The organism is Flammeovirga yaeyamensis (assembly GCF_018736045.1).
Lineage (GTDB): Bacteria > Bacteroidota > Bacteroidia > Cytophagales > Flammeovirgaceae > Flammeovirga > Flammeovirga yaeyamensis.
Map to the genome: position 1 here is coordinate 395,287 of NZ_CP076132.1, position 21,561 is coordinate 416,847.

Consider the following 21,561-nt stretch of genomic DNA (forward strand, 5'->3'; position numbering starts at 1 on the left):
ATCGTTTAATTAATCTCTCAAAAATCAAAAAATCATGGAAAATCAAATGAAAAACTCATTGCAAAAATCTTTAAAACATTGGTGGTTATTATTAGTATCTGGATTCTTATTAGTAGCAGCAGGTGTGTTTACTTTTACTTATCCGATTGAAAGTTATATCGCTTTATCGATTGTTTTCAGTATCACTTTTATTGTTACCGGACTATCTGATATTACTTTCTCCATTATCAACAGAAAGACAGTAAAAGGCTGGGGATGGTCAGTTTTCTGGGGACTGATTAATGTATTATTAGGTGCATTTTTGATCAAAAACCCGGCAATCTCAATGCAGACATTACCTATGTATGTTGGATTTACATTGATGATTAGAGCCATTGGAGCCATATCATTCTCACAAATACTCAAGAGTTTTGGACTCATCACTAGAGACCCATTATTCTATGTGGGAGTCGTTGGTTTAATTCTATCAATGATCTTAATATGGAATCCGGTTTGGGCAGGGTTTACCATTATATCATTAACTGGTGCGGTCTTCATCTTCTTAGGTGTTTATCAAATAGCAGTGTCGTTAAAGCTGAAACAAGCGAGAAAAATACTTAAAGAAAAAGTGGATTTAGAGATTGTTTAGTTTTTCATTCTAGGAAGGTATCGAAAGGTATCTTCCTTCTTTCATTTCATGAGAGAACACACTATATTCATCTTACTTTTCTATTATCCTCTTCATGTTACTATGCACCGACTGATTTTTTTATGTCAAACTTTCAAAATCGTAGTATTTCTTGTTGTTTTCACAACAAGATTTTTGTGTGCTCAGACGTTAAGCCCTTCCACGCCAATTGGAGAAAATGAATTGAAATCATGGACAGAAATTCAGGAAACACCCATCGACAGAGTGTTTACTATCCGACAAGATAAAGAAGGCTTTTTGTGGATTGGATCGGATAGAGGATTATTAAAGTTTGATGGAGGTCAGGTGAAAGTTTTCAACCTTAAAACTGACCCTATAATAGAGACAGAATCCATTGTTTTTATAGAATTTGATGTTAATGACCGTCTTTGGTTTGCCACCAAAAGGGGACTTTTTTATTTAAAGGACAACAAAGCTGTTCAGGTTTTTCATAAAGATGGAAGCAAGGTGAAAAGTATTTTCAGCATGTTTTCTGATGGAAACGGAGTGATTTGGTTTAGTAAACAAAGGAAAATCTATTCTATAGAAAACAATCAGATAAAAGAACACGATTATCCCATACCTGCTTTATTTCGCATCATGCCTGGAGAGGATGGACAAATCCTAGCTTTGCATACTTATTTAAATAATCAGGAATCAATTGTCTACCGTTGGGATCCAAAGACTAATAAGGCAACCAAAATAAGTAAACAGCCTATTCCAGTGATGGCTTTTACAGTAAAACAGTACCATGATAAACTGTTAATTGGAGGACAATGGGGGGAATTGTGCGAGTTCAATCCAATAAATAATAGATTGCATTATTGGGTGAGGAAGAACGATACTAAGACTTCTATAAGAAATATTCTTGTTCAGAGTGATGGTGCAATATGGGCAGGAGGTTTTGGTTTGCATAGAGTCTATAACAATAAAGTAAGCACACTTACTGAAGAAAATGGTTTATCGTATAATAAAGTTCGTTGTACTTTTATTGATAAAGACGGGAACTTGTGGGTAGGCGCAATGGCAGGTTTAAACTATTTATCGAATACTCCTTTTAAGCAAATTCCAAAATCAGCAACTAATAAAAATGCTACTTTTCATCGTCCATTGGTTATCAACAATCAAATTGTATTTGGCTCATTAAATCAAGGGATGTTTACCTACGATGGAGAAAATGTAGTAAAAATGTTTTCTGATCAGATTATTGGGGATAACATTCTGGAAACCTCAAAAGCATTAAATGGAAACCTATTGTTATCAACAAATTTGGGAGGTTTTGAAGTAAGTGTTGATAAACGATCCTTGACAGTGGTTAGAAAGATTTGTGATGGTAAAACCAAGGATCTCTTTCAATTATCAGATGGACGATTTATAATTAATACGCCTAAAGGATTTTACCTTTCAAAAGAGGATACTTGCACGAGCCTGAGGAAACCTTTTTTAGAAATTGAAGGATTTAATCGAACCTTAGGAAAAGATTGGATAAGCACCAATAAAGGAGTCTATTTGATAGAGTCGGATACATTAAGGTTATTTGATAAACACCCATCATTATCAAAATATATCACTAGTGTCGCACAAGGAGAAGATTCTACTTTATGGATAGGTACCTATGGTAGTGGATTACTTCATATTAAAAATGAAAATGATGTCATTCATTATGATACAAGAACAAATTTACCAGCAAATCAGGCGATGATGGTCGCTACATCTAAAGCTCAAGGAAATTGGTTCTTTGTTACACACAAGAAAGAGCAATATTTAAGAGAGATTCTTCCTATAACTATCAATGGGGAACAAACACTGCATCTAGGAAAAAAGTTTAAGTGGAATTTTGCCGATGATGCTTTCCATGAGGTGGGTTACGATCCGAAGTTTGTCAATTACAATGGTCAACTTTATTTATTAACCGAAGATAATCTGTATCTCTTTCAACCAAGAAAAGTAAATTACTCTCAACCCAAAGTATTGCTAAAGGAAGTGGTGGTGAACGGTGAAAAATCGGAACGTTTCCCTTCTACTATAGATGCAGATTTGGAACAGTTGGAGTTTCATTTATCCACATTGGATTTTACTCAGGAAGATCGCCTTACTTATGATTATATGATTGAAGGATACGATAAAAAGTGGATAAATATGCAGAACAGATCGATTGCCTATTATAACGATTTACCAGCGGGCAATTATATATTTAAAGCACGAATCAGAAATTCTGATAATACGTTTTCTTATTTATCAACTCCTTATTCTTTTCAAAAGCTGGAGTTTTGGTATAAAACCATATGGGCTAAACTGATTTATATATTGGTCATCTTCTTTATTGTTGTTGTCGTTTTTCAATGGCGATTAAAATTGTTAAAACGACAAAGGAGAAAGCTTCAGTTAAAAGTAGATGAAAGAACTCAGGAGCTTCAATACCTAAATGAAAATTTAGAAAACTTAGTGGAAGAGAGAACCAAAAAGATCTCTCTGTTAAATGAAGATCTAACTCAAAGTGAGGAACGTTTAAAATATGCATTGGAAGCTTCCAAGGATGGTATTTGGGATCAGAATCTAAAGGAGAAAACCTTAATGATTAGTGAGGCGTCTGCCCATCTTTTAGGTTATGAATTAAACGATTGTGATAAAGCGACAGGGATCCATCCTTTTATCCATCCTGATGATATTGAAGGTTGGTTGAACTACTATAATACGATTCAACATCAGATGGATAAGGATGAAATAGAAGACCAAGAATTTAGGTTTCATCATAAAGATGGCCGTTTGATATGGTTGTTGGTGAGAGGAAAGATTGTGGAAAGGGACGGTAGACATCAACCGCAGAGAATTGTAGGAACGTACATCGACATCACCGAAAAGAAAAAGAAAACACAAGAGATTTTAGAAGCGATTATAAGAACCGAAGACAACGAAAGGCAACGTATTTCTAAAGATATTCACGATGGATTACAGCAGACTTTAACGATTGCTTCATTGAACTTTCAATCTGTAAAAAAGAATTTGAAGGAAGTATCAAATAGTTTGTTGGAAAAGTTTGAAACGGGTTGGGAGTACCTTCAAAAATCAATTACTGAGAGTCGTTCTGTAGCTCATAGTTTAATGCCTAAGGCGATTGTTGACTTCGGGATCATATCGGCTTTTGATAGTTTAATTACCGAAGTTGATAAAAGTAGTGAGGAAATACAGTTTTCGTTTTTCCATAATTTCAAAAAGCATCAAATCGAAAATCATCAGATAGAAATTACACTTTATAGAATTCTTCAGGAAGGAATCAATAATATTTTTAAGTACTCTAAGGCAACAAAAGTGGATATTCAACTCAAGAATTATGAGGATATCTACATGTTAACTATTGAGGATAATGGGGTTGGGTTTGATGTATCTAAAGTGATGCAAGAGAATACAGGACTTGGTTTTAAAGGGATGAAAAATCGACTCGATGCTATTGATGGCTTCTTAGAAGTGGAAAGTAGGGAAGGCAGAGGAACGACATTATTAATCGAAATCAATAAGAACTTTTAATATGAAAAGGATGAACAAAAATATTTTCATAAGTATCTTCTTGATATTCAATTTTAGTTTTGCTTTCGGACAAAACAAGGCTGATTCTTTATGGAATATATGGTCTGATGTTAACCGAGAAGACACCACTCGTCTAGAGGCATTATTCGAACATAGTAGGGAAATTATTAAAAAGAATACAGATAGCGTATTCACTATATCAGATATTGGTTATCATTTTGCCAAAGAAAAAAAACTATTGAAATACCAATCTTCAGCCTTAGTTATAAGAGGGAAAGCTTTGTATAGAAAAGGACGATATACTGAAGCTGAAAATACATTTAATGAAGCTTTAATTTTAGGTAGAGAGGCCAAAGATAGTTTGTCGGTTTCAAGAGCAATATATGGCATTGGATCTACCTATTATGCCAGAGGAGAATACGATACCACATTAGAATATTATAAGAAAAGTTACGCTATCTCTTTATTGCTAAATGATAAAGTTCGTATGGCTGATGTGATGAACAATATTGGCATAATCAACCTGATCCAAAAAGACTATGAAGAAGCGGAGAAGAACCTAAAAAGATGTCACGAACTTTATACAGAAGCTGGTATTTTGAGAAGTGCACCACTAAATAACCTAGCAATATTAAAATCAAGAAAAGGAGATGTTGGAGCGGCGGTCGAACTACAATTTGAAGCATTAAAAATTAATGAGAAAAAGAAGAATGACTATTCTATTGCATACACCTATATGAATATTGCGAATACTTATTCTCAACTTAAAGACGATGAAAATTACCTGAAATATACTCAGAAAAGCTATGATATTAGAAAACGAATTGATGATAAAGCAGGGATGTTAAGGTGTTTATCTGGCTTTGGTATATTCTATAATAAAAAGAAAGAATATGATAAAGCCCTAGAATATTATAATGAAGCTTTATCGATTGCTTTAGAATTAGATCGTAAACTTTCCATCAGCAATATTCTTATTAATAAAGCACTGATAAAATTAAGAACCGATCAATTAGAAGGTGTTCTGGAGATGATCAATAATACCTTAGAGATCAATAAAAAATTGGATAACAAAAAAGGGATTGCAAACTGTTATTATAGTTATGGTATCTATTACAAGAAGAAAGGAAACTATGATAAAGGGCTCTATTATGTGAATAAAGCTATGACGCTAGCTGAAGGATTAGAAATTGAACAAACTAGAGATTTTTCAAAAGAGTTATATAAAATATATTCAAAACTAGGGCAAAATCAAAAGGCTTTAAAAAACTATGAAATTTATATTGAAACTAGAGATAGTGTATTAAATCTGGAAAGTCAACAAGATGTATTACATCAACAATATACTTATGAAAACGAAAAGAGGGCTTTATCAGATAGTCTGAATTACGCAAATAAGCAACTGATTCATCAAGAGAAATTAACCCAATCAAGAAATCAGAAAACAGCTTTAATTATCATATTGGCTTTGGTTACAATGTTTACTGTTTTTGCTGTCAATAGAGTTCGTTTTACCAGAAAACAAAAAAGAATCATTGAAGGGCAAGTTGTAGCATTGAATGAGTTGAATGATAATTTGGAAGAGAAAGTGATCGAACGATCAAAAAAAATTGCCGACAGAGAGGAACAGCTTAGATATGCATTGGAAGCTTCTAATGATGGTATTTGGGATTGGAATATAAAATCAAATCGTATGATATTCAGTCCTGCATTATTCACGATGCTGGGTTATGCACCTTATGAGTTTGAAGAGAAACGGGAGGAGATTCAACATCGTATCCATCCAGATGATCTAAAGAAAATAGATGCGGCCTCTTATCTTGATTTAATACTTCAAACCAAAGAGGGAAATATGGTGACAGAAGCCAGGTTAAAAAATAAATTCGGAAAGTATATTTGGGTACAGATCAAAGGTAAAGTTGTGTCTAGAGATGCTAGTGGAAATCCTGATAGAGTGGTTGGAACATTTACTGATATTACATCAATTAAACAAAAAGCACAGGATATTCTGAATGCTGTAATGACAACGGAGGATATAGAAAGAAATAGAATCTCCAAAGATATACATGATGGTTTACAGCAAACGCTAACGGTATCCTCATTGAATTTCCAAAAAGTAAAAAAGAGTATTAATGAGTTACCAACTGAAGTTATTGAAACTTTTGATATAGGTTATGATTACCTTCAAAAGTCCATTACAGAAAGTCGAAGTGTTGCTCACCACTTAATGCCAAAGGCAATTGTAGATTTTGGAATAATCAAAGCATTTGAAGACTTGATATACGAGGTAGATAAAAGTGCTGATACAATCGAATTTGAGTTCTTCCATAATTTTGGTGAGCAACAAATAAATAACCAGCAAGTAAAATTGACCTTATACCGTATTCTTCAAGAAGGTATCAACAATATATTTAAGTATTCTAAAGCGACAAAAGTAGACATCCAATTAAAAAATTATGAAGATATCTATATGCTGACTATTGAGGATAATGGAGTAGGATTTGATGCTCCAAAAGTATTGAAGGAAGAGTCGGGTATGGGATTTAAAGGAATGAAAAATCGATTGGATGCTATTGATGGATTTTTAGAAGTGGAAAGTAAAGAAGGAAGAGGAACGACAATTTTGGTAGAAATTAATAAGAACTTTTAGTATGAATTGGAAGAACAAATATTTCTTGATAAGTATTCTACTGCTGTTGATGTCAAATGTATCAATTTGCCAGACAGAGACGGATTCTTTGTGGGATGTTTGGACTGACCTAAAAGCAGAAGATACCACACGTTTAGAGGCTCTTCTTCAATTTGGAGGTGAAATGGCAAAAACAAATTCAGATAGTGTATTAATACTTTCTGAAATGGGATATCAATATGCTTTGGAAAATAATCTATTAAACTATCAAGCAAAAGCCTTAAACCTGAAGGCGAAAACATTGTATAGAAAAGGAGAGTATGATGACTCCGAAGAAATTTATAATCAAGCGATTATTCTAGGACGAAAAGCGGAGGATAGTTTATTGGTTGCCACATCTTTTCAAGGCATTGGAACGGTGTATTATGCTAGAGGAGAATATGAAACTTCGATTGATTATTATCAAAAAAGTTACGCGATATCTTCTATTTTAAATGATAATATTCTGATGGGTGATGTGATGAATAATATCGGAATCATTAATGTGATTCAGAAAGATTATGAAAGAGCAGAGAAGAGTCTAAAGAAATGCGATTCGTTATATATGGCTGCAGGTGACCAAAGAAGTGCTCCATTAACGAACCTTGCAGTATTAAAATTCAGAAAGGGCGACCTTATCCAATCAATGGAATTGTATCTCCAAGCAGTAAGAATAAACGAAAAAAATGGAGACGATTACTCTAACGCTTTTGCCTATTCTAATATCGCCAATATTTATTTTGATTTGAATGATTTTGAAAGGTATGAAGAGTACATTAATAAAAGTCTTGAAATTAGAAGAAAGCTAGGAGATAAAGCCGGTATTTTAAATAACACATTGAACTTGGGGTTAGGCTATTCCAATGAGGATCAATATGAAAAAGCATTACCAATTTTAGAAGAAAGTCTAGCTTTAGCCAAAGAGATTGATGATAAAAACTCGGAAGCTCATATCTTAGTTCATTTAGCTTTTCTTCAGGTGAAATTGAATGAAACTGAAAACACTTTGGCCACTATTAATGATGCTTTAAATATAAATAAGAAACTAGGAAACCAATTAGGAATAGCACTTTGTAATAAAGCTTACGGAAATTACTACAAAATAAAAGGGAATAATTCAAAAGCACTGATTTATTACAAAAAAGGATTGAAGATTGCTAAAGAGACAGATCTTGAGCAAACAAAAGATATTTCTGAAAAGATCTATGAAATATATAAAATGCAAAATAATAGTACTGAAGCGTTAAAGGCTTTTGAACTTTTTGTCACTTCAAAAGATAGCGTTCATAACCTCGAAACGCAAAAGGTAGTTTTGCATCAACAGTATAAGTATGAGAATGATAAAAGGGCTTTATCAGATAGTCTAAATTATGCAAGTCAGCAACAAATCCAACAGGAAAAACTAATTCAATCTAAAAATCAAAAGACCGCATTAATCATCATCTTAGCTTTAGTGACGATATTTACAATTTTTGCTATAAATAGAGTTCTATTAATAAGAAGTCAAAAGAAAATTATTGAAGGACAAGTTGTAGAACTGAATGAGCTGAACGAAAACTTAGAGGAAAAAGTCATCGAGCGATCACAAAAGATAGCCGATCGAGAGGAACAGCTAAGGTATGCATTGGAAGCTTCTAATGATGGTATTTGGGATTGGAAGGTGAAATCTGATCGTATGATATTCAGTCCTGCATTATACACTATGTTAGGTTATGTACCTTATGAGTTTGAAGAGACACGGGAAGAAATACAAAATCGTATTCATCTAGATGATCTTAAAAAAATAGAAGCTGATTCTTATTTGGATTTAATCCTTCAGAGCAAAGAGGGTAATTTGATTACAGAAGCCAGATTAAAAAATAAATTCGGAAAGTATATTTGGGTACAAATCAAAGGTAAAGTAGTTTCTAGGGATAATATCGGAAACCCTGATAGAGTGGTTGGCACCTTCACTGACATTACATCAATTAAACAAAAAGCACAGGATATTCTAAATGCGGTGATGACAACAGAGGACATAGAAAGAAATAGAATTTCCAAAGATATACATGATGGTTTACAGCAAACGCTAACAGTTTCTTCATTGAATTTTCAAAAAGTAAGAAAAAGCATTGATGATTTACCGGCTGAAGTAATAGAAACTTTTGGAATAGGTTATGATTACCTTCAAAAGTCGATTAACGAAAGTCGCCATGTAGCACATAATTTGATGCCTAAAGCCATTGTAGATTTTGGAATAATCAAAGCCTTTGAAGATTTGATATATGAGGTAGATAAAAGTACAGATAGCATCGAATTTGAGTTCTTCCATAATTTTGGTGAGCATCAAATAAATAACCAACAAGTAAGATTGACCTTATACCGTATTCTTCAAGAAGGTATCAACAATATATTTAAGTATTCTAAAGCGACAAAAGTAGACATTCAATTAAAAAACTATGAGGATATTTATATGCTGACTATTGAGGACAATGGCGTAGGTTTTGATGCAGAAAAAGTATTAAAAGAGGAAAGTGGTTTAGGGTTTAAAGGAATGAAAAATCGATTGGATGCAATTGGCGGCTTTTTAGAAATAGAGAGTAAAGAAGGTAGAGGAACTACTTTAGTAATAGAGATTAATAAAAATTTTTAATAGATATATAAAATGGGAAAGATTAAACTATTCTTGGTTGATGATCACAAAATGATTCGAGAAGGATTAAAAAATTTCTTATTAGATGAAAGTGATTTTGAGATTACTGGTGAGGCTGAAAATGGTAAAGAGTGTTTGGATCAATTGGAAAAAAATAGTGATATCGACATTCTATTAACCGATGTGAATATGCCTATCATGGACGGTTTGGAGTTGGTTCAAAATGTAAAGGATAAATATCCGAACATAAAGATTATGGCACTTACCATGTTAGGTGAAAGTCAACATATTAAAAAAATGTTAGGCGAAGGTGCTATGGGGTACTTATTGAAAAACTGTAGCGAACAAGAATTGATTAATGGTATTCGAATGGTGTATTCTGGAGGGACATATTACTCACCTGAAGTAACTAATGCAATAATTAATAACATTAGAAAGGTGAAACCTCAAAAGTCGAATGTGGCATTAGAAGTACCTTTATCAGAAAGAGAAACGGAAGTACTCCATCTAATTTTAAAGGAAAAGACCAATAAAGAAATTGCTGATGAACTATTTATTAGTGTTCGAACAGTTGATGCTCACAAAAGAAATTTATTAGACAAAACAGGTAGTAAAAACCTGGCAGGATTAATTCTATATGCAATAGACCGCGAATTATTTGACGATATTTAAAAAAATAGCAAAATAGGTAATTCTCTAATAGACGTCTTTTCAAAACCCATTAGTTTTGTTGAAAACCTAAATTGAATGAATTTATTAATTGGAAAAGACAACAGTCTAAATAATAAACTTATTGAACAGATATACTATTTAACACCAATAAAAAGAGTTGAATTAAACGATATTTTAGAGCAAAAAATCACTTCAAGAGGATACATCTTTGTTAACCTTTTGGATGTTGATCTACCTTCTTCTAAAGTATTAAGTATCATCAAAAATAAGTTTCCTAACGATTGTATAGTAGCAATGCACTGCTTTCAGGTAGATCATATGATCAACAACCTAATGGAAGAAGGGTACAATGCTTATATTTCAATTTTAGATTTTTCAGAAGACTTATCATCTATTTTACCCTAACTAAGTAAATTACCTATAAGTATCTATTGGGTAATCCTCTAAACTATTGGAGGTGGTTTTTCGAGAGATTTGTAACATCAAAAAGGTTAATCTCTCAATTATGAAAAATCTATTTATTATCGTTTTTACTTTCGTTTCATTCTCTGTTTTTTCACAAACAGATGAGGAAAAAGCACAAGCCAATAATCCTTTGGCTCAGATAACAGCATTTAATCTACAACAATATTATTCTCCTAATTTATCAGGAAATAGCGAGGCAACATCAAGTACTTATTGGTTAAGATTTGCCAAACCAACAGGAAGGGTATTATGGAGAGTATCATTACCTTTTAGTACTTACTCAAATCCAGAAACAGGAGTGAGTACATCAGGCTTAGGAGACTTTGATTTGTTTGCGGTTTATCTAGCAGTTTCTAAACCTACATTATCAGTGGGTATTGGACCATCTGTTTCTGCACCTACAGCAACACATGCAACTCTAGGGTCTGGAAAATGGACAGCAGGTGCAGCTGCGGTTGCCTTTGCAAGTCTTTCACCTCAATTTCAAGCAGGAGGACTAGCGATTTGGAGAACGGATGTTGGAGGAGATGATCTCCGAGAGGATGTCAACATTTTAGCGTTTCAACCTTTTGCATTTTGGCAAGTAGGAAGCGGTGTTTACTTTAGAAGTGCTCCTACGTGGAATTTTAATTTAGAAAAAGGAACCTATAATGTTCCATTAGGCATTGGTCTAGGGAAAGTCATCAAGATCAATAAAACAGTGTGTAATTTCTTTATTGAGCCACAGTATTCTGTTTTACATCATGGAGATAATCAACCATTATTTCAGTTGTATTCAGCTTTAAATATGCAGTTTTAAAAATAAAAAAAGAGTAAGCCGATCATTCGACTTACTCTTTTATATATCTTAAAAATTAGATTATTTATTCCAAATCACCCAAGAAGCTTCAGCTTGACCAATCAACATATCCAAACCGTTCATTCCGTGTCCACCTTTTTCGCGGCAGATCTTTAAAAATTCAGTTTCGGCAGGGTTGTACACTACATCAAAGAAATAATGTTTGTCTGAAGTAAACTCATAGGGCAAATCTGGAGCTACGCCCACTTTTGGATGCATTCCTAATGGAGTAGTATTGATTACTAAAGTATGAGCTGTATAGATTTCTTCAGTAACATCACTATAAGCAATGCTCTCATCAGATCTATTTCTTGATACCGATAAGAAAGGAATTTTTAAATCGTCTAAAACGGCTTTAATTGCTTTTGATGCACCGCCAGTACCTAAAACCAAAGCCTTAAACTGAGTGTGAGGTAAAAAGCTTTCTAAAGAATTTTTGAAGCCGATATAATCAGAATTATAACCTGTCAACGTACCGTCTTCTTCGAATTTAATCACATTCGCTGCTCCAATTTTACCTGCAGTTTCAGGATCTAATCGATCTAAGAAAGGTATTACTTGTTCTTTATAAGGAATGGTTACATTCAATCCATTTAGCTGATTTTCTGTTAAAAGATCAGTAAACTGTTTGATGTTTTCCAATTCGAATAATTCATACTGACACCCTTCTATACCTTCTTTTTCATATTTCTCAGTAAAATATTTTTTTGAGAAAGAGTGTTCGAGGGGATAACCAATTAGTCCGTAAGTTTTCATGTCTAGATAATTTTTAAGTCCGCAAGTTACAAACTCATCTAATATAATTAAGCAGATGAAGAATAATATTAATCCATGATTTATAGTTTTTTTCTTCTTTGACTGTGTTACATACTGTAGATAAATTATTAATTTATATTACACCGGAAATATTTATTTGCTTAATCTTAAATTATTACACTAAAAGTTTACAACCCAATCCATATCCTTAAACCCAAAAGGATGTTTGTCAAATCATGAACCTAATTTATGGTATTTAATGAATGAAAGTTTAGATATTTATCATTTAGTGGACCGTCTTTCTGTTGCTATTGTAGTTTTTAAATTAACTAATAGCAAACATCGAGATTTTGATATCGTTATGGCTAACGATGCCAATCTTGAGGTTTGTGGCGTGGACATGAAACAGTTTGTGGGAAAAGACTTGAGAGCTACCTTCCCTGGAATTTATGAGTTAGGATTTCCTGAAAAGTATTATTAATGTCTTCAGAAAAATGAGGTGATAGAAGTAGGAGAGTTTGAATTCTCTTATAAAGATCATGCTATGAGATCTTATATACTAAAAGCCACTCCTCTTAGTAGTGATCATGTGATGATTACCTATGAATATATCTCAGAGCTTAAAAAGGTTAAATCTGAACTCACTCAGAAAAATAAAGATTTAAAAGAGAAAAACAGTTCATTAGAGGAATTTGCATATATCGCATCACATGATTTGCAGCAACCTCTAAATACCATTAATGGTTTTGTCGGTATTTTCAAATCTAAGTATCTCGATCTTCTTGATGAAACAGGCTTAAAATGCTTAAACTATATAGAAGAAGCATCGAATAGATTGCGAAATATGATACTGGGAATTTTAGAACATTCTCGTCTTGGTACTAACATAGTTGTAACAACTGTTGACTTAAATGAAACATTAGACGACATCGTTAAAGATTTACAGGGCATCATAACAAAAAAAGAGGGTGAGGTAAGAATAGGAAATTTACCTAAGGTGGAAGGGTGTGCTATAGGTCTTAGATTACTCTTTCAAAATTTAATAGAAAACGGATTGAAATATCAAAAGGATAATAACAAACCAATTATCGATATTTCATTTGAGGAGAAGGAAGGTTCCTATTTATTTCATATAAAAGATAATGGTATAGGAATTCAAGAGGAACATAAAGACAAAATATTTCAGGTATTCCAAAGACTTCATACCGATGAAACTATCTATAAAGGAAGTGGTTTAGGCCTTGCAAACTGTCAGAAAATAGTACAGCTCTGTGGAGGGAAATTATGGGTAGAATCGGTTTATGGTGAAGGAAGTACATTCAGTTTTACACTACCAAAAAAATAAATATATAGCAATGCTCTTAAAAAATATACTTCTAATTGACGATAGTGAATCGATCAGCTTTTTTAATCAATTAATCATTGAACAGGCTAATATCACCGAAAAGTGTACAATGCTTTTAAGTGGAGAAAAAGGTTTAGAGTATCTTCAGGAATATGATAAAGAGAAATATCCTTTACCTGAAATTATTCTATTAGATATTAATATGCCCAGAATGAATGGTTGGGAGTTTATAGAAGAATTTGATCAATTAGATAAATCAATTACCGAAAACATCACTTTGTTTATGCTTACTACATCTACCAATAAAGATGATAAAGATAAAGCATTAACCTATTCCACCGTAAAAGGATATTTAACGAAACCTTTAACTGAAGAGCAGTTGAATCAAGTTTTAGAAGTAAGGTCGAAACAAAAAGTATAAAAGAAAAAGGTGATTGCAAATTTAATGCAATCACCTTTTTTATATCAAGAAATAAGTGATTAAGCTAAACCACTATTTTCCATTTTTTCTAAATTATCAGCAATACGTAATCTATCGATAAAGTCTTGAATCTCACCGTCCATAACGATTGGTAAGTTAAATACCGAGTGGTTAATACGGTGATCGGTAACACGACCTTGAGGATAGTTGTATGTTCTAATTTTGTCCGAACGAGCACCAGAACCTACCATTGATTTACGTTCCGCACCAATTTCCTCTTGTCTTTTCTTTTCTTCAATAGCATAAAGACGAGACTTTAATTCTTTTAGTGCTTTATCGTAGTTTTTCAATTTCGATTTCTCATCCTGACATTGTACAATAATACCTGTAGGAAGGTGAGTTAAACGAATCGCAGAGTAAGTGGTGTTTACCGACTGACCACCAGGACCAGAAGAACAGAATTCGTCACGACGGATATCCGACATGTTCAATTCGATTTCCACATCATCCATTTCTGGAAGTACAGCAACTGAAGCCACAGAAGTGTGAATACGTCCTTGAGATTCTGTAGCCGGAACACGTTGTACACGGTGTACACCTGCTTCGTATTTCAACATACCATAAGCATCTTCACCTTGTATGTTGGCTACAATTTTGTTGAAACCACCAGAAGTACCGTCTACAAAGTCGGTAATTGATAACTTCCATTTGTGTCTTTCACAAAAACGTTGGTACATACGAAGTAAGTCACCAGCAAAAATAGAAGCTTCATCTCCACCTGCACCAGCTCTAATTTCAAAGATGGCGTTTTTAGAATCGTTAGGATCTTTTGGAATTAAAAGCATCTTTAACTCTTCTTCGATAGTAGGAATACCGTCTTGAAGTTCGTCAAGCTCCATTTTTGCCATTTCGCGCAACTCTGGATCTTTCTCTTCTTCTAATATTTCTTTTGCCTCATCAATACCTTCAAGCATAGCTTTATACTCAAAATATTTATCGACAACTTTTTGTAAATCTTTATATTCTTTATTCAGTTTAGCATACAATTTCATATCAGAAACTGTCTCAGGCTTAACTAAATCTTCGCTTACTTGATCAAAGCGTAATTTTATTTTTTCGAGTTTATCTAACATCTCTCTACGTCTCTTCTAATTTTTCTACAAATGTAGTATTTTTTTGGGTATAGCATGTTGAGAATATATGATTTATAAATAATTATTCTCAAAAAATACGGGTCATTTCTTGGAAAAGTCTATTTATTCTTAATTAAGACCTTTCCTTTTTCATCCCATTCGTATTTTACTACAGGACCAGAGTAGCTTTTATCATACACTCTGTTTTTGTTTCTATGCCTAGTGATTTTCTTCTTTCGTTGCCTTCCTCTTTTATCTACAGCATCGTAATATTCTGTCCAATCACCGATTTTCATTCCATATTTATAGGAACCTACTTCCTTTTTTCTTCCACTTTCGTAAAAGGATTGATAGATGCCATTTTTCTCTTCAAATTGAATAGGAATAACTTCTTTGACTTTTGTTTGCTTTGAATCGTAATATTGAATTTTTGACTCTTTTGGAAATCCCATATAATAGAACTTCTTATCTTTTATTTCTTTGTCTTTACCGTACCATACCCAACGCCCAGTTAGTAGTCCTTTGTAGAATTGCCCCGTAGTCAACGTATCTTTATCTACAATTTTTACATAGGTACCGTGTAAAGGAAAACCGTATTCAGGTCTAGAAACAGTTTTCTTTTCAATTTTTTTCTCTTTAGGATTGTAGAAATACTTTACTGGAGCGTATTTACTAGGCTCTTCATATTCAGGAAGTATAAAGAAAAGTTCAAAAATGGTATTTCCTTTTGAATTCGTTCTTGTATAGGCTCTTTTGGTTTTAATGCCCCAAAAAACCTTTTTCTTTTTCTTCTTTTTTCTTTTAGCAACCTCTTGTTCATCGGGTGCACCAGGATTTAGTTCAATTGTTGGTGCATCTTCGCTTACGGAATCCATTTCAACGACCAAAGGTTTCTTCTTTGTTTTTTTTTCTTCATCATCTTGTCCAAAAGTATTTAAGGTAATACCCAAGATTAAGAAGCATAAAAAGAATATACGTTTATGTACTAACATCATACTTTATTAGGCTTAGAAGTCGTCCCCGTCATCTTCCTCATCATCCACAGGAATTTCATCCATACTTCCTCCTTCTTCCTCATCATCATTTCCTCCTTCATCATCAAGACCTTCAAATCCGTTACCGAAGTCTTCTTCTGGAATTTCAGGAGACATTTGTTTGTCTAATTCATCAGTATATCTAGATGGAGGCATTTGCCCATCTCTATAATTGGCATAGAATCTATCTAAGAAGGCCGATGTTTGATCTGGGGTAGACAAAGTTACACCCTTTTGTTTTTCTAAAAAGGCGTTGAATTCTTTATTTGAGCTAAATATACTCATTTCTTCGTTTTGAAGACGAATGTAATACCATGTTCCTGTAGGACCTTCTAAGAACATATTCACTACATCATCACTTTCTTCTCCTCCTTCATCTCTGTTCTCTTCTTTAGGGATTTCTATGAATCCACTAATATTGGTATTAATATATTCCCCAAAAGCAGAAAGCACTTTCATATTATCACTTGTAGAATAGAAAGCAGCATAATCGCTACTCCATTCCATTTCATTATCAAGAACAACAATGTAATTAGATAAAAGGTTAGTGATACTCTTTCCTTGCATATAACCTTTAATTTGAGAAGGTTCAAAAAGAGAGGTAATCTGATGATTTAATTCTCCTAACCCTTCAATATCGTAATCTTCAGGAATTACTCTTGTCGCATTTTCAGCATTCGATGCTAAAAAGTTTTTCATATTGGCTGATACAGTTGATGAAGGTTTTACTCCACCAATCGCGAAAGAAGCGTTTAATGTAGTTTCTGATAATCCATGATAAGCACTTCCGTCAACTCCAGCTTTCAATACATTTATTTTAGCCTTATCGTCTTTGGCAATGAATTCGAATTTACCTTTAAACTCTACTTTCTTTTCTTCTGGAGAATACGACATGAAATTACCCAAGAAAGGAGCAAGAACCTCATCCTCTTCCATTCCTTTGTAGTAATACTCAGGTTTGATATGATAAACACCCGTTTGAGAAGTACCATCGTTTGAATCGAAAGTTAAACGTCCTTCGATTTCGAATAGTTTTCTAATATTGTCTGCTCTGTAATCATCAGGTCTTTCAATAAAAGAGTTATTGATAGCGTAATTAAGATTATCGTAGTAAAGGCCAGTGATTAAAGGAAGATTTTCGTCAGAAGATTTTATGGTATTGTCTATGATGACATGAGCAATAGTATCTTCCTCACCATTGATATCGTCATTTCTAGATTCATAACTAAACCATTTGTTTTCGTCTCCCCCCATGGCAAGTCTAACATTACCATCTTTGAACCTTGCTGCACTTTTACTTTCAGTTAATCCAATCTTACCGTAGTATTCTAAGCCACCTAAGAACATTAGAGGATCGTCTACAGAAATCTTACCATAGGCTCTTGCTTCTAATGTATTTTCTTGAGCCGTATTGCTGTAGTATTCTTTTTCAACAACTCGATCAATTTTGATGATTTTTTCTTCACCCAAATTGTTTCTGTACAAGTAATCTCCAGAACCTTCTAATTTTTTACTTGATAAAAGTTTTACTGAGGCATTAAAAATTCTGTGTTTATCATCTAACTCAGAATATTTACCTAGAATCATGGTAGCGTTTTCTAGGTTTTCAATCTCAGCATTTTGTTTGATATGTACAGTTTGATTTGCAGAATCAAGAATCACTCTAATATTACTAATATCAATGTAATCTACATTGATGATGTTAAGTTTGTTATCCACCAAGTCGTAGTAGGCAGAATCACCTTTGATTAATAGTGAGTCTTGTTCAGGCTTCGTTGAAATAAACTTACCTTTCATGTTGTTCTCACTGTTCATCACAATGTTTTTATCTGCAACATTCCACTTCGCCTTATTAATTGATGTTTCAAATTGTACAAAAGGGAAAGTAAGAACAGATTTGGTATTGGAATTTTGTTCCGTTCGCAGATCGACAATATTTTTTTCAATGTTTCTTAAGACCATAACGTCGTTGCCTAACATAGAAGGTTCGCCATCTATACCGGAATGGATTAAGAACTTAGAGTGTCTACTAATATAAATATCCTTTTTAAAGTGAATATTGGCAGAACGGTTATAGGAATCAGTTGTTTCGATTTCACCTTTACCAAATACCTCTCTTGGAACTAAGGCTAGCTCACCACTAAACTTAATATCATCATTATAAATAGTAAAAGGTCTTGCATGAGTTCCTGTGAAAGCCATACTGTCACGATTTACGTACCAAGTCATGTCGTAGGTACTCATCGTTACTCTCGGGTGAACTTCCGATTCGATAACACCTGCAGTACCTGTCGTTGTTAGGGAATCAGAATAGAAAATGAAATCATCAGATTTGAATTCACTACCTAAGTAATGAAGTTCTCCTGCACCTCTAATACCACGGTGGTTTAAAGTAATTTTACCGTCAAAATCACCTTTTCCTTTTGTTGAATCTTTTGAGTTTAAGAACTTAGGGTTAAGGTAAACAGGCCACCCTCTTGGGTTCGACCATGGCTGATCGGCATCAGTTTCTCTTTCTAAAGTGAAAATACCCGATTGCTGATCCATGGTGACCTCATCTCTAAAAGTAGGGAAGATACCACCAGAGTTAAAAACACCATCAAAAGAAACATCAGAGTGTATTTTAGAGGCATCTACTGTAAAAGTATCTAATTCAAAAACGATACGTCTATCATAGGCGCCATTTAAAACAGTAGGTCTATCGTAGAAAATTCTACCACCCTTGCTGCTGTCAGATCTAGCATTAAAAGAAGGATAACCTGAGATATCAAGTAATCCGCTTTTATTAAATAATTTATTGATAAATAATGTACCACCAGTTTCCACTAGTGGGTTAGGAGATTCTATTTTCTTACCTGAAGCAGAATCTTCTACAATAAAATTAATGGAATCGACTTCCGAGAGTTTGATTAAGAAGCTATCATAATTGAATATGAATTTTCTACCTCTGAAAATATAAGTACCGGCAACGAACTTACCTCCAAAAACTATTTCTCTATTGCTATTGATTTGAACTCCATTACTATCGGGTTCTGCATAAACATTTAAAGAATCTGATATTGGGAAGTAAGGTACTTTCTTTACATCAAGGACAGTTGAATCGTCCATTGATAAACTTGCATTGGCCGTCTGATTATCTGGAAATAAACCTGCGATAGCGATATTATCAAAGTCTCTATCCAATAGCATTTCTTCTTGAGCCATTGATAGATTATCGAAATTCATTCTTGATGTTAAATGATATCTTCTTCTTTCACTTGCAGCAAAATAGTATCTATCATAGTAGCGGTAAGCCTTATCCGTAAGTTTAACAATATCACTATATGGATTGTATTGGATCAAACCTTCCAAAGACATCGCTTGCAAACTCTCTCTAAAAAGATCTTCATTAATACCTGTACCATTTAAAAGTTCAGAAATTCCAAAGCACTCTTTTCTGTGATTACGAGAGTAGGACACGAGCATAACCAAAGGGTGGAACTTTTTAAAACCTTGTATTCTATTGAAGAAACCAGTTTGAAAGAAATCGTCTGATTCTACAATTAGAGGAACTACTTTTTCACCTCCAGTAATACGGAACTCCAAAGAGTCTTCTTGAAGGTTCATGGTGATTGCATCAGCATGAACACCAACTTTTTGATTACTTAATTGAAATGGATTAAAGCGATAAACATCTGTAGTTTTTCTGAAATATACATTTTCTAGACTATCATTTAATGATAGACTCATGTTTACACTAGGGTGGGTGATTGAATCTCCGTTAGCATAATAAACCACTAGGTCTCCTGATTTAGAACGAATATTAGAATAGTCATCAGAAAAACGCCATGCTTTACTTGATGCAATAGTGAATACTGTTGAAGTATCATTTGCATAAGTTAAATGACTTGATGAACCTGAAATGGCTTTTGAGGCAACATGTCTTCCTTTTAACGCAAAACCACCTTCAAAATCAATATGATCATTTAAATTATTCCACTTATAGATGTTGTTATAACTAATAAATTGTGGATAAATAGCTTTTTCTGGAGATTGATTATAATGTCCACTTTTGTAGGTAAAAGCACCAATAGCGATTGTGTCCAATACAGAGGGGAAATACATCTCTGCGTGATCTGCTTCAATATGAGCATTACGGGTATCGAAAGAGAAATAAGGTAATTCTGTCCAAGCTGAATCTTTTGAGAAGCCTACATTTTCCCAGTACACACGCCCACCTCTACAAATCAAAGTATCTGATTGAAAGAGCAGAGTACCCACTGTTTTTTCAAGTAAAAGGGTATCATGCTTTGTAGTGATAATTAAATCTGCTTCAGTAATTTTCAACATAGGACCTTCCTCTTCGGCAAGGTCTTCTATAACTGGATCAAAATCTCTATTTTCAATCACATCCACCGGACAATCGCTTACATAATCTGTTCCGTTGGCATAACTATCTGCATTATTGGTATCTTCTCCATAATCAGAGATATTGCTATCATCTCCACCCCAAGAATCTTCCCAATCAGATGAGGATGCATCATCGCTATCCCAGCTGCTATCACCACTGTCCCAACTACTATCGTCGGAACTCCAATCAGAAGAAGAGTCGTTGTCATCCCAGCTGTACTCTTCACCAGAATCACTACTATCGTTATCATCCCAACTATATTCTCCATCACTTTGCTCAGTATTTGTATCAGAAGTTTCTTCTTCGGTAGTTTCTTGATTTTCCTCATCGGAACCAAACCAATCTTCTTTAGGAGTTTCCTCTTTAGGTATTTCTTCCACTTGTACCAACATATCTTCAGCAATAGCACCTGAAGCACTAAGTCTGTGTTCGAAAGTGAAATTACCTCCCTGTACTTTTATGTTGGTATACTTTGATTTTTCTAAATAGCCGTCTTTTAAGAAGACATGAGATTTTCGGAAGAAGTTTTGGGTAACCTTTGGAGAATAAGCCAATAAACTCGTGTCGGCAATCTCTAAAAATCGGGTGAACTGAGGGTTTAATCGTTGTCCAGAGTCAAGAAATGCAATAATACATTTGTAGTACTCTGCTGCTTGTCTTCTGTAATCAATTCTATTTTTATGAAGTCTTTTGGTGGATTTATATATCCATTGTTTTTGGGTGTCGTCGATCACATTGTTTTGCCAATGTGACTCAAAATCGTCGTACAAAGAATCGGTACCATATCTTACGCCTTTCTCAAAGTATAAATTGAGGTCGACTAAAAAGCTATCGTACTCTGCAAATAACCTAAAGTGTTGGTTTTTGTCTTCTTTTACCTTCTTTTTTTTGCCTTGACCAAAAGTGTCTTGAGCGGCAATCATGACGAAAGAAACAATAGAAAGAAAAAGTATATATCTGAATTTTGATATCATTTTTTGAATCAAAAGTAGGCTTCTGTTAGAAAATATAGGCT

At 33.7% G+C, this 21,561-nt stretch carries 14 protein-coding genes; 10 read left to right on the forward strand and 4 right to left on the reverse strand.

Annotated elements, in window-relative coordinates:
• Positions 1–34: 34 nt before the first annotated feature.
• The 7 genes from KMW28_RS01485 (at position 35) to KMW28_RS01515 (ending at position 11,428) form a co-directional block, all read left to right on the forward strand.
• On the forward strand, positions 35–628 hold the full coding sequence (locus KMW28_RS01485) for an HdeD family acid-resistance protein (RefSeq protein WP_183363949.1): 594 nt from the start codon (positions 35–37) through the stop codon (positions 626–628).
• A gap of 102 nt (positions 629–730) precedes the next feature.
• Complete coding sequence (locus tag KMW28_RS01490) at positions 731–4,192, forward strand: sensor histidine kinase (protein WP_169664788.1); 3,462 nt, start codon at positions 731–733, stop codon at positions 4,190–4,192.
• A gap of 10 nt (positions 4,193–4,202) precedes the next feature.
• Positions 4,203–6,842, forward strand: coding sequence for a tetratricopeptide repeat protein (locus tag KMW28_RS01495; protein WP_169664787.1), 2,640 nt, complete (start codon positions 4,203–4,205; stop codon positions 6,840–6,842).
• Position 6,843: 1 nt separating this feature from the next.
• Positions 6,844–9,492, forward strand: coding sequence for a tetratricopeptide repeat protein (locus tag KMW28_RS01500; protein WP_169664786.1), 2,649 nt, complete (start codon positions 6,844–6,846; stop codon positions 9,490–9,492).
• Between the two features lie 12 nt (positions 9,493–9,504).
• On the forward strand, positions 9,505–10,164 hold the full coding sequence (locus KMW28_RS01505) for a response regulator transcription factor (RefSeq protein WP_169664785.1): 660 nt from the start codon (positions 9,505–9,507) through the stop codon (positions 10,162–10,164).
• Positions 10,165–10,239: 75 nt separating this feature from the next.
• Entirely contained in the window at positions 10,240–10,569 is a 330-nt protein-coding gene (locus tag KMW28_RS01510; RefSeq protein WP_169664784.1) for a hypothetical protein, read from the forward strand.
• A gap of 100 nt (positions 10,570–10,669) precedes the next feature.
• Entirely contained in the window at positions 10,670–11,428 is a 759-nt protein-coding gene (locus KMW28_RS01515; RefSeq protein WP_169664783.1) for a hypothetical protein, read from the forward strand.
• Positions 11,429–11,488: 60 nt separating this feature from the next.
• Here KMW28_RS01515 and KMW28_RS01520 read toward each other — a convergent pair whose 3' ends face one another.
• Positions 11,489–12,223, reverse strand: coding sequence for a shikimate dehydrogenase family protein (locus KMW28_RS01520; RefSeq protein WP_169664782.1), 735 nt, complete (start codon positions 12,221–12,223; stop codon positions 11,489–11,491).
• A gap of 226 nt (positions 12,224–12,449) precedes the next feature.
• Between KMW28_RS01520 and KMW28_RS01525 the strand changes: the two genes are divergently transcribed.
• Genes KMW28_RS01525 through KMW28_RS01535 form a run of 3 tightly spaced genes read left to right on the forward strand, consistent with a single transcriptional unit; the run spans position 12,450 to position 13,989 of the window.
• Positions 12,450–12,704 carry a hypothetical protein gene (locus KMW28_RS01525; protein ID WP_169664781.1) on the forward strand — a complete coding sequence of 85 codons (255 nt, stop codon included), beginning with the start codon at positions 12,450–12,452 and terminating at the stop codon, positions 12,702–12,704.
• Between the two features lie 18 nt (positions 12,705–12,722).
• Positions 12,723–13,568, forward strand: coding sequence for a sensor histidine kinase (locus tag KMW28_RS01530; protein WP_183363952.1), 846 nt, complete (start codon positions 12,723–12,725; stop codon positions 13,566–13,568).
• A 10-nt stretch (positions 13,569–13,578) separates the two neighbouring features.
• Positions 13,579–13,989: a response regulator gene (locus tag KMW28_RS01535; protein WP_066210720.1), complete on the forward strand. Its 411-nt coding sequence runs from the start codon at positions 13,579–13,581 to the stop codon at positions 13,987–13,989.
• A gap of 59 nt (positions 13,990–14,048) precedes the next feature.
• On the opposite strand, the gene prfA is transcribed toward KMW28_RS01535, so the two are convergent.
• From prfA to KMW28_RS01550, 3 genes are all read right to left on the reverse strand, one after another.
• On the reverse strand, positions 14,049–15,122 hold the full coding sequence (gene prfA / locus KMW28_RS01540) for a peptide chain release factor 1 (RefSeq protein ID WP_066210718.1): 1,074 nt from the start codon (positions 15,120–15,122) through the stop codon (positions 14,049–14,051).
• Between the two features lie 119 nt (positions 15,123–15,241).
• Positions 15,242–16,117, reverse strand: coding sequence for a toxin-antitoxin system YwqK family antitoxin (locus KMW28_RS01545; protein WP_169664779.1), 876 nt, complete (start codon positions 16,115–16,117; stop codon positions 15,242–15,244).
• A 12-nt stretch (positions 16,118–16,129) separates the two neighbouring features.
• Complete coding sequence (locus KMW28_RS01550) at positions 16,130–21,520, reverse strand: hypothetical protein (RefSeq protein ID WP_169664778.1); 5,391 nt, start codon at positions 21,518–21,520, stop codon at positions 16,130–16,132.
• Positions 21,521–21,561 lie beyond the last annotated feature (41 nt).

Coding starts and splice junctions, on each gene's coding strand:
- KMW28_RS01485 (WP_183363949.1), top strand. CDS start 35: ATGGAAAATCAAATGAAAAACTCATTGCAAAAATCTTTAAAACATTGG.
- KMW28_RS01490 (WP_169664788.1), top strand. CDS start 731: ATGCACCGACTGATTTTTTTATGTCAAACTTTCAAAATCGTAGTATTT.
- KMW28_RS01495 (WP_169664787.1), top strand. CDS start 4,203: ATGAACAAAAATATTTTCATAAGTATCTTCTTGATATTCAATTTTAGT.
- KMW28_RS01500 (WP_169664786.1), top strand. CDS start 6,844: ATGAATTGGAAGAACAAATATTTCTTGATAAGTATTCTACTGCTGTTG.
- KMW28_RS01505 (WP_169664785.1), top strand. CDS start 9,505: ATGGGAAAGATTAAACTATTCTTGGTTGATGATCACAAAATGATTCGA.
- KMW28_RS01510 (WP_169664784.1), top strand. CDS start 10,240: ATGAATTTATTAATTGGAAAAGACAACAGTCTAAATAATAAACTTATT.
- KMW28_RS01515 (WP_169664783.1), top strand. CDS start 10,670: ATGAAAAATCTATTTATTATCGTTTTTACTTTCGTTTCATTCTCTGTT.
- KMW28_RS01520 (WP_169664782.1), bottom strand. CDS start 12,223: ATGAAAACTTACGGACTAATTGGTTATCCCCTCGAACACTCTTTCTCA.
- KMW28_RS01535 (WP_066210720.1), top strand. CDS start 13,579: ATGCTCTTAAAAAATATACTTCTAATTGACGATAGTGAATCGATCAGC.
- prfA (WP_066210718.1), bottom strand. CDS start 15,122: ATGTTAGATAAACTCGAAAAAATAAAATTACGCTTTGATCAAGTAAGC.
- KMW28_RS01545 (WP_169664779.1), bottom strand. CDS start 16,117: ATGATGTTAGTACATAAACGTATATTCTTTTTATGCTTCTTAATCTTG.
- KMW28_RS01550 (WP_169664778.1), bottom strand. CDS start 21,520: ATGATATCAAAATTCAGATATATACTTTTTCTTTCTATTGTTTCTTTC.